This is a genomic window from Arcicella sp. GW458-12-2-14-TSB2 (assembly GCF_059423785.1).
Window position 1 is genome coordinate 1 of the sequence record NZ_JBWKYN010000215.1, and the last position, 8,993, is coordinate 8,993.

Here is an 8,993-nt window from a genome sequence, read left to right on the forward strand (position 1 = left end):
TTAACTAATTAAGCAAATGTATTTCTTCGATATTAAATTTACGTTAGAACTACCTATTCACAAAATAAACAATACAATAAATTGAAATATTACAATAATATTTTATAAAAATAAAAGGCATAGTAATTATCAATAATTACTATGCCTTAATAAATAATACGCTATAGGGAGTGATATTAATAAGCCATATCTTCGCCTTTAATCACATTATAGACTGTCATAAAGATAATTTTAAAGTCTAATCCCAATGTCCAATTTTCAATATACCAAATATCATATTTTACTCTTTGTTCCATTTGCTCAATAGTCTTTGTCTCTCCTCTGAAACCATTTACTTGTGCCCAACCTGTTATACCAGGTTTAATCCAGTGTCTAACTAAATAACTATCTACTTCATCCTTCGTACGTATATTATGTTCATGGGCATGTGGCCTAGGGCCTACAATTGACATATCACCTAATAATACGTTGATAAATTGAGGTAATTCATCCAAACTTGATGACCTTAAAAACTGACCTAATTTCGTAATTCTTGGGTCGTTCATCTTAGCTTGGTTAAATGCACCATTCTCAGTTACATCTTTACTCTCTGGTTTCATTGACCTAAACTTGAAGCACTTGAATTTTTTATTATTCTTTCCCCATCTATATTGTCTAAAAAATACTGGCCCCTTAGAGTCAAGTTTTATTAGGATGGCAATAATTGGGAACAGCCAAGAAAAAATAAAAAGGAATACGAGTAACGAGAATATAATATCAAACACTCTTTTTACTAATCTCCAATGATATTCTTGTAGTGGCTCACTCCTAAACGTAATCAATGGATAATTACCAAAAAATTTGAATTGTAATCTACTTGGATAATATGTAATATAGCTTGGTACAATTTTAGTCCTGATGGCTCTTCTTTCTGATACCATAAAAACTTCTTGCATTAAAGTATTACTAATTTCATCAGTAGTAATAATGATTTCGTCAATTTTATAATCTTCATTCATTGACAAGAATTTCCTTAGGTCTCCTAAATAAGTATTTCCACCAATATCATTTACTTCTTCTTCTTTGGCAATAATACCAATTACTCTAAAACCGTAATGAGGATTCTCTTGAATTTGCGTAATTAAATTGGCAGTAATTTCATTATAGCCAACAAATACAACATTTTTGATATTCCCTCCTTTTTGCCGATAATAAAATAGGATTTTTTTAATAATATAATTCTTGATAATTAATACAATCAACAAAATCACAATATAGGCAAAGATAAATCTTCTAGTATATTCATGACGATTCAGTATAAACAAAACTTGCCCTGCTATTACTGACTGTATTAATACGTTCTGAAAAATTAATAGTAGCTCTCCTATATATCTTTCAGTCCTAAAATCATCATAGGTATTTGAAATTTTAGTAGAAAAATACCAACCTACTACAAGTAATAATAATAGAATACTATCACTTTTTTCCAATTCAGGTTTTGTGATGAATGAAGAAAACACAAAAACACATATAATAGAGATAATATCAGACAACAACCTGAAATAGTTTACTTTACTTATACTTTGAGGCATAATAGTTTATATTTTTGGGGGATGTTAGTGAATTATGAACGTTAGCTTGTAATAATAAAATCACCATTAAAATACCACTTTTAAAACAATTAAATATTAGAATATTTATAAACCAATACCCTTTCATATACCGTTTAATAAATAGATGAATCTTTTAGGATAAATTTAACTCAAAAATTGTAATTTTGGGTATGATTAACATTTCATTTATTCTTTTACACATCTTAACCTCCTTACATTATGAGCAATGAATCAAAATACACACTTCAAATATGGGGAAGAATCACATTAATTATCCTTTTGGCAGCACTGACTTATTTTATTAATTTTTAAAGATTGATAAAAGTCCTTAGAAAAAAAGCCATCAATCATTCTTATATGATTGGTGGCTTTTTTATATTTATTCTCTATAAAGAAAAACTAACTTTTGCCTAAGTACGTTAGTTATATTTGTTAAAATATAAGCTCACCCTACATTTATTCCTCTAACAAGGAATCTAACTATTCAAAGTATTTACTTTTATTCATTACTAAGTAAGTAGCTCAGAAGCTACTTTACTTAATAATTGCTCATTTCTTCCTTACTTAAGCGCAATTGTTTTTCTATACGCTAATTAATTTTGCTCTGTGCTTAGAGCATTATTTTTTCAGCAGAAATTTTTACATGGAATCTGCATTGATAACAATCTTGTATCTATAGTATTATCAATTACTTTAGCGATTCCACTATTAATACAGTAAAATTTAAGACTTCATATAGACAAAGAAGTCTTAAATTCTGCCTAATTATTTTGTAAATAACTTAATATCCGACTGCATCATATCTTTTACTAAAGCTGGTAAATCATATTTAGGCTCCCATCCTAATTTAGTTTTTGATTTAGTTGGATCCCCAATTAGTAATTCAACTTCAGTTGGTCTGAAATAACGAGCATCAACATTTACAACTACTTTTCCTATTTCAACTTGATACAATGGGTTTGAACAAGAAACAATTGTACCGATTTCGTCTACTCCTTCTCCAGAGAACTCTACTTCGATACCTAATTCAGCAAATGCCATTCTAACAAACTCTCTAACTCTTGTTGTGATACCAGTAGCAATTACATAATCTTCAGGAACATCTTGTTGTAAGATTAACCACATTGCTTCTACATAATCTTTCGCATGTCCCCAGTCACGTTGAGCATCCAAGTTTCCAAGATACAATTTATCTTGTTGTCCTAATGCTATTTGAGAAACCGCTCTAGTAATTTTTCTAGTAACGAATGTTTCCCCTCTTAACGGAGATTCGTGGTTAAATAAGATACCATTCACCGCAAACATATTGTAGGCTTCACGATAGTTTACTGTAATCCAAAAACCATACATCTTAGCAACAGCGTAAGGAGAACGTGGATAGAAAGGAGTAGTTTCTGATTGAGGTACTTCTTGAACTAAACCATAAAGCTCTGAAGTAGAAGCTTGATAAATTTTAGTTTTTTCTACTAATCCAAGTAAACGAACGGCTTCAAGAATTCTTAATGTACCGATGCCATCTACCTGAGCAGTGTATTCTGGTTCATCAAAACTAACTTTTACGTGCGACATTGCACCTAAATTGTATATTTCGTCTGGCTGTACTTCTTGAATAATTCTGATAATGTTCGTTGAATCTGACAAATCTCCATAGTGCATGATGAATTTAACACCATCTTCGTGTAAATCTTCATACAAATGATCGATACGTGCAGTATTGATCAATGAACTACGACGTTTGATACCGTGTACTTCATATCCTTTTGATAATAGTAGTTCTGCCAAATAGGCTCCATCTTGTCCAGTTATACCAGTAATAAGGGCTTTTTTCATAATCGTTGTGTTAATGCTACTGATAAATTTATCAGTGTTAGTAATAAATAAAATTTAAAGTATTTTTAAGATATATGTTGAGTGTTGTTGCATCTTATCAACAACCATAATTTATACAATCTATAATCTTAGTTTTGCATGGTTTTCCAAGAAATCCTGATAGGCTAAACCGATTCCCTCTTTCAATTCTATGGTATGTCTCCAGCCTTTACCATTCAATTTAGATACATCCATCAATTTTCTTGGTGTACCATCTGGTTTAGAGCTATCCCAAACGATTTCACCTTCAAAGCCTACGATGTCTTTTACGGTATTAGCCAACTCTTTAATAGTAACATCTATTCCTGTACCCACATTGATTAACTCTGGCTCAGAATAATTCTCCATTAAATATACACAGGCTGCTGCTAAATCATCAGCATATAAAAACTCTCTCATAGGAGACCCAGAACCCCATAAAATTACTTGCTCAACACCGTTTTCCTTTGCTTCATAAAACTTACGAATCATGGCAGGCAACACGTGAGAGTTTTGTAAATCATAGTTATCATTCGGACCATACAAATTAGTAGGCATTACTGAAATAAAATCACATCCGTATTGAGCACGATAAGCTTCGCACATTTTAATACCAGCAATTTTAGCAATGGCATAAGGCTCATTGGTTTGTTCCAAAAGGCCAGTAAGTAGGTATTCTTCTTTAAGCGGCTGAGGGGCTAGTTTAGGATAAATACATGAAGATCCTAAGAACATTAGCTTCGTTACTTTGTTAACAAAGGCACTATGAATGATATTATTTTGAATCGCTAAGTTTTCATACAAGAAATCTGCACGATAAGTATTATTGGCAACTATACCTCCTACTTTAGCAGCCGCTAAAAAAACATAATCAGGTTTTTCTACTTCAAAAAATTCTGCTACTTTTTGTTGGTCTCTCAGGTCTAACTCTTTAGACGTTTTCAATACAAAATTTTCATAACCTTCATTTTGTAATTTTCTTAGAATAGCAGAACCCACCATTCCTCGATGACCTGCTATATATATTTTGGAGTGTTTTTCCATTTATTGAATACCAATATGTTGTTTAAAATTATATAGTACGTAATTTTTCCTTAATAAGGAGAGAGATAAAAAGGGAGTTAGTCACAAAATACCTTTTAAAAAGTCTTTTCGGGTCTTGTGATAAACGATGTAACCATTCAAGGCTATAGTCTTGCATCCATTTAGGCGCTCTTGGTTGTATGCCTGCAAACACAGGGAATGCTCCTCCTACTCCTACCATGACACCTTGTATTTTACCTTTCATGCTATACATCCACCTTTCTTGCTTAGGACAACCAAGAGCTACCAAAATAAGTCCTGCGCCACTATCATTGATGGTATTAATATCATTTGTTATTTCTGCCTCTGACAATACTCTGAATGGTGGGGAAATCGCTCCAACAATTGCTAAATTAGGATATTTTTCTTTGGCTACTTTTTGTATTTTATCAAGCACTTCATCTGTTGAACCATACAAAAATACTTTAATATTATTCAATTCTGCTTCTTTCAAAAGAGATGGAGTTAAATCCATTCCTGCTACTCTCTCCTGGTCTATTCCATTAATCAATTTTAAGCCTACACACAAAGGCTTACCGTCCGCAGTAACAATGTCTGCTGAATTAACGATATTTGCAAACTCCTTAGAATTATATGCTTCAATACACATGTGAACATTGGCTACACATACGTAAGAAGAGTATCTTTTTTTAGCCAAAGAGATGATATCAGCAACAATCTGCTGATAGCTACCTAAGGATATATTAATGCTAATAAGTTTTTGTTGAGCCATAACTCTTTTCCGATTTACTTAGGTTTTATTAGGGTTGATGAGCACTATTTCATAGAATAGTTATTAGTTAAAAATTCATCATTTTCCCTCATATAACCGATCTAGTTTTTGAATATATACTTCAGGGTTATAATTAGTAAAAATATTTTTTTGCGCTTCTTGAGACATATTCCCGAGCTGGCTACGGTCATTTGCTAAACTCTTTATAGCCTGCATAATTTCTTCCGGAGATTCTTTAGCTACCACAAAGCCTGATTTTTTATCATCAACTGTAAACTTCATTGAACCATCATCTGTCACAATAGGAACTAGTCCAAAAGACATTGCTTCTAATAATGCCATTGGTAGGCCTTCGCCAAACAAAGAAGGAAGGATAAACACATCGCATTTTTTTAGGAGGTCTATCTTGCCCGCACCTTTCACTACACCATTATAAATAAATTTATCCCCTAAAATCTTAGTCATTTCACCAATAAATATATCAGCCTCAGGTCCTTTTCCTGCACAACTAAATTCAACAGCAATCCCTTCATTCTTTAGTAGTTTAAAGGCATCTACAATTTGCTCTATTCCTTTACTTATGGTTATTCTTCCCATAAACAATACCCTTAAAGGACTGTTATTATTGATGATTTTTTGAAAACTTTGAGCTTCCCCTAAATCTACACAATTGGGCAGAACAAATACATTTTTAGCCTTAAACTTTGCTTCAACAACCTGTTTTTCTAATTCACTCAGCACAATCTTACTCTCGTTTCCATTTAACACGTATTCTAAATAACGTTTAATCCATTGTGGAGGATTTTCTTTCATTAAAAATTCACCTCCATGTAAATGTATTATCAGTTTAACGTTAAATAATCTAGTAACAAAAATAAAAGGAGTATCACGAATAATCGAGGGTTTGCTTAGGGCATAATTAAAATGAACAATGTTTGCTTTACCCGTAAGTAGTTGTATAAAAAGTGTAACTAAAGCTTTTAGAATACGTAAGCCCCACCCTAAGCCTCTTGTTTCATTATCGCGTTTACCAAGTTCTAAATGAAAGTATTTGTAGGCCTTGTTGTTATCAATAATAAATTTAGCGACAGAAGAAACGCCACTAACATTTAAATTGGGATCTAAGCTTGGAGCTGTAATGATAACACTCATAGTGAATTTACTAATTTATAAAATGATAAATTTGAGATAATAGATAAAGTTATTTTTATTAGCTTTTAAAGAACCGCGTATAGGCATCTACCATACCTTTTTCGCTAAATCTTGATTGAATATAGCTTCTTATATCGATAGGATTGTAGGATGTATTCATCATTTGCTCCCAAACCTTTGCAATACTTTCATAATCTGGCGAACACAATAGCCCATTTTTCCCAGATACAATCATTTCATTGGCACCTCCGATATCTGTTAATGCACAAGGTAAACCTGTCGACATTGCTTCTAAGGCAGCTATTGAGAACGTCTCGATACTGTAAGATGTTAATGAAAAGAAGTCGGCACACCAATAAAAAGGACGAACATCTCTTTGAATTCCTGCAAGTCTAACATAAGGTTGAAGTTTCAACTCATCTATGGTATCCTCAATAAGTTTTCTACATTGCCCATCGCCTACTAACAAAAGGTAAAGTTTCTCTGCATTCTCTTTGGTATTAATGACATGTAATGCTTTTAAAGCCGCTACATGATTTTTTTCGGGTCTGAAAGCAGCAGTTTGTACAACAACTTTTGCATCTAAAGGTATGTCATATTTTAATCTTGTTTCTTCTCTTATTGTTTGAGAAGGACAGTTAGTCCAAAAATCAACATCTACCCCATTATGGATGGTTGTAAATATTTTACTCGGCACTCCAAATCTATCTATTGTGTACTCACGTTGATTTTCTGAAACAGGAATAACATGAGTATACTTATCAATCATTTTAAAATACATTCTGGCCAATCTATCATCTTTCTTGGTATGATATACAGTAGAATGGTAAGAAATCAATTTTCTAAAAGTTGAACCTATCAAAAAGCTAGCTAATTGAAGGAAGAAAAAAGGGAATAAACCTAAGCAAAATACGATATCAGGTTTTATTTCTTTTAATAAGCTTCTAAGTTCAAAGATAGGTGAAACATCAAATTTTGATTTACGCGAATATACCTTAACAGGAATACCACTTTCTACTTGATTAAGTAACGGATTATTATCGCTCAAAACAGCCAAAACAATATCAAATTGTTCTTTATCCAAGCGATTCATTAACGATACCAAAAACTTCTCTGCCCCACCAACTACAAGCCCTGGCGCTAAAAAAAGTATTTTTTTCTTCATCTGAATTTAATTAATATCTTAAAATGATTCTCAACTATAGAGCGTATGCATTACTTTTAAATTAGACGCTGCATAATTTGTCCACAAAGTATCGTCAAGTGATTGATTTAAATGATTAAAATCTTTCAACCCTTTATTGATACTTTCTAATAGTTTTTCAGGGCTCATATCATCTGAGACAATACCATTTTTCCCTTCATCAACGTATTCTGGCAATGCACCTACAGGAGTTACTACTACTGGGCATCCTAAAGCATGGGCTGTCATTACTACGCCACTTTGTGTGGCATCTAAATAAGGACAAACTACTAATACGGAACGTTGAACAATATCAACAAACTCTTCATTACTTAAATGCTTTTCTCTTACCACCAGATTAGGCATATTATCAGGTATTTCCTTTGACAAATCAAATCCAACTATTTGCTTGCCTGCTATCATAAATTTCAGTGAATCATCCTTAATATTTTTGATAGCATCAATAAACAAGTTGATACCCTTATATGGTGAAATTCTACCGATAAATGTGATGTATTCTTTTTTGATTTCCGAATCTTTTTTGATAAAATTTTGATAAACGCTACAAGGCAAAAACTTGATTGTATAAACTTTCTTTCCTACTAATATTCCTTTCAAAATATTGGTACTGTATTCTGACAAACACAAGTACTTTGAAGTCAGTTTATAGAGTATCTTAGAAAAAATAACTTTTTTAATATCTTTTTCACCAGTATGTGGTTTAGGGTCATGGACATCCAATATTAAACTATTCTTTTTCAATAGGAAAAAAGGAAGCATCCCTATTTGTCTCATTGAAAAATCATCCAAATGAACAAAATCTGCATGTAATTTATATAAGCCTGCTATTGATTTGGTGGCTCGCAACACTGAGTCTACATCTAAACTTTTAGGAGAACTAAAATTGAGAAATTGACATGATTTACAATTTTTCAAGTATGTTGAAATATATTCTATATTCCATTTCTTTACAACTGATTCTACAGGAATAACAAGAGGATATTCTGTCAAATCAGCATCAATATTAAATATATTCGCTTTCAGCGCATGAGGCGTTATTTCAATATATACATGAAAATCAAAATCTTTACTGGCTACTTGAATATATTCTAAGGCTGAATCTAAATAGTAAACCTGTGTGTAATAGATAATTTTTTTCTTCATAAAAGTTATAATATATTATATATAAAAGCTACTATTCATCAGGCTATCAACCTAATATCTCAGGCATTTAATTAGGCTAATAAATTTCATCTAAAAAAGACAAATACTTAAAATATTTCTTGATTACAAGAATCTCTTAGAACCTTATATAAAATCTAACTTTGTTATTTATACTATAACTCAGCTATTTTATTATTTATAAAATCAGTATTATGTATTTATATTACCTATATAAATT

The 8,993-nt window shown here is 31.7% G+C and carries 7 protein-coding genes; all 7 read right to left on the bottom strand.

Annotated elements, in window-relative coordinates:
* Positions 1–176: 176 nt before the first annotated feature.
* Positions 177–1,571 carry an undecaprenyl-phosphate glucose phosphotransferase gene (locus AC07XN_RS21580; RefSeq protein WP_494744556.1) on the bottom strand — a complete coding sequence of 465 codons (1,395 nt, stop codon included), beginning with the start codon at positions 1,569–1,571 and terminating at the stop codon, positions 177–179.
* A 786-nt stretch (positions 1,572–2,357) separates the two neighbouring features.
* A complete protein-coding gene (gene gmd / locus AC07XN_RS21585; RefSeq protein ID WP_309924410.1) occupies positions 2,358–3,422 on the bottom strand; it encodes a GDP-mannose 4,6-dehydratase in 1,065 nt (354 codons plus the stop codon).
* A 120-nt stretch (positions 3,423–3,542) separates the two neighbouring features.
* Positions 3,543–4,484 (bottom strand): GDP-L-fucose synthase, encoded by a 942-nt coding sequence (gene fcl, locus AC07XN_RS21590; protein ID WP_309924408.1) that lies wholly within the window; start codon positions 4,482–4,484, stop codon positions 3,543–3,545.
* Between the two features lie 28 nt (positions 4,485–4,512).
* The gene (locus AC07XN_RS21595; protein ID WP_494744557.1) at positions 4,513–5,256 is read right to left on the bottom strand and encodes a WecB/TagA/CpsF family glycosyltransferase; all 744 of its coding nucleotides are present in this window, start codon (positions 5,254–5,256) and stop codon (positions 4,513–4,515) included.
* A 78-nt stretch (positions 5,257–5,334) separates the two neighbouring features.
* A complete protein-coding gene (locus tag AC07XN_RS21600) occupies positions 5,335–6,408 on the bottom strand; it encodes a glycosyltransferase family 4 protein (RefSeq protein ID WP_494744558.1) in 1,074 nt (357 codons plus the stop codon).
* 58 nt (positions 6,409–6,466) lie between these two features.
* Positions 6,467–7,573, bottom strand: coding sequence for a glycosyltransferase (locus tag AC07XN_RS21605; protein WP_494744559.1), 1,107 nt, complete (start codon positions 7,571–7,573; stop codon positions 6,467–6,469).
* 30 nt (positions 7,574–7,603) lie between these two features.
* A complete protein-coding gene (locus AC07XN_RS21610) occupies positions 7,604–8,755 on the bottom strand; it encodes a glycosyltransferase family 4 protein (RefSeq protein WP_494744560.1) in 1,152 nt (383 codons plus the stop codon).
* Positions 8,756–8,993 lie beyond the last annotated feature (238 nt).

What these genes read in the sequence shown, in the direction of transcription:
- AC07XN_RS21580 (WP_494744556.1), bottom strand. Translation starts at nt 1,571, where the DNA reads ATGCCTCAAAGTATAAGTAAAGTAAACTATTTCAGGTTGTTGTCTGAT.
- gmd (WP_309924410.1), bottom strand. Translation starts at nt 3,422, where the DNA reads ATGAAAAAAGCCCTTATTACTGGTATAACTGGACAAGATGGAGCCTAT.
- fcl (WP_309924408.1), bottom strand. Translation starts at nt 4,484, where the DNA reads ATGGAAAAACACTCCAAAATATATATAGCAGGTCATCGAGGAATGGTG.
- AC07XN_RS21595 (WP_494744557.1), bottom strand. Translation starts at nt 5,256, where the DNA reads ATGGCTCAACAAAAACTTATTAGCATTAATATATCCTTAGGTAGCTAT.
- AC07XN_RS21600 (WP_494744558.1), bottom strand. Translation starts at nt 6,408, where the DNA reads ATGAGTGTTATCATTACAGCTCCAAGCTTAGATCCCAATTTAAATGTT.
- AC07XN_RS21605 (WP_494744559.1), bottom strand. Translation starts at nt 7,573, where the DNA reads ATGAAGAAAAAAATACTTTTTTTAGCGCCAGGGCTTGTAGTTGGTGGG.
- AC07XN_RS21610 (WP_494744560.1), bottom strand. Translation starts at nt 8,755, where the DNA reads ATGAAGAAAAAAATTATCTATTACACACAGGTTTACTATTTAGATTCA.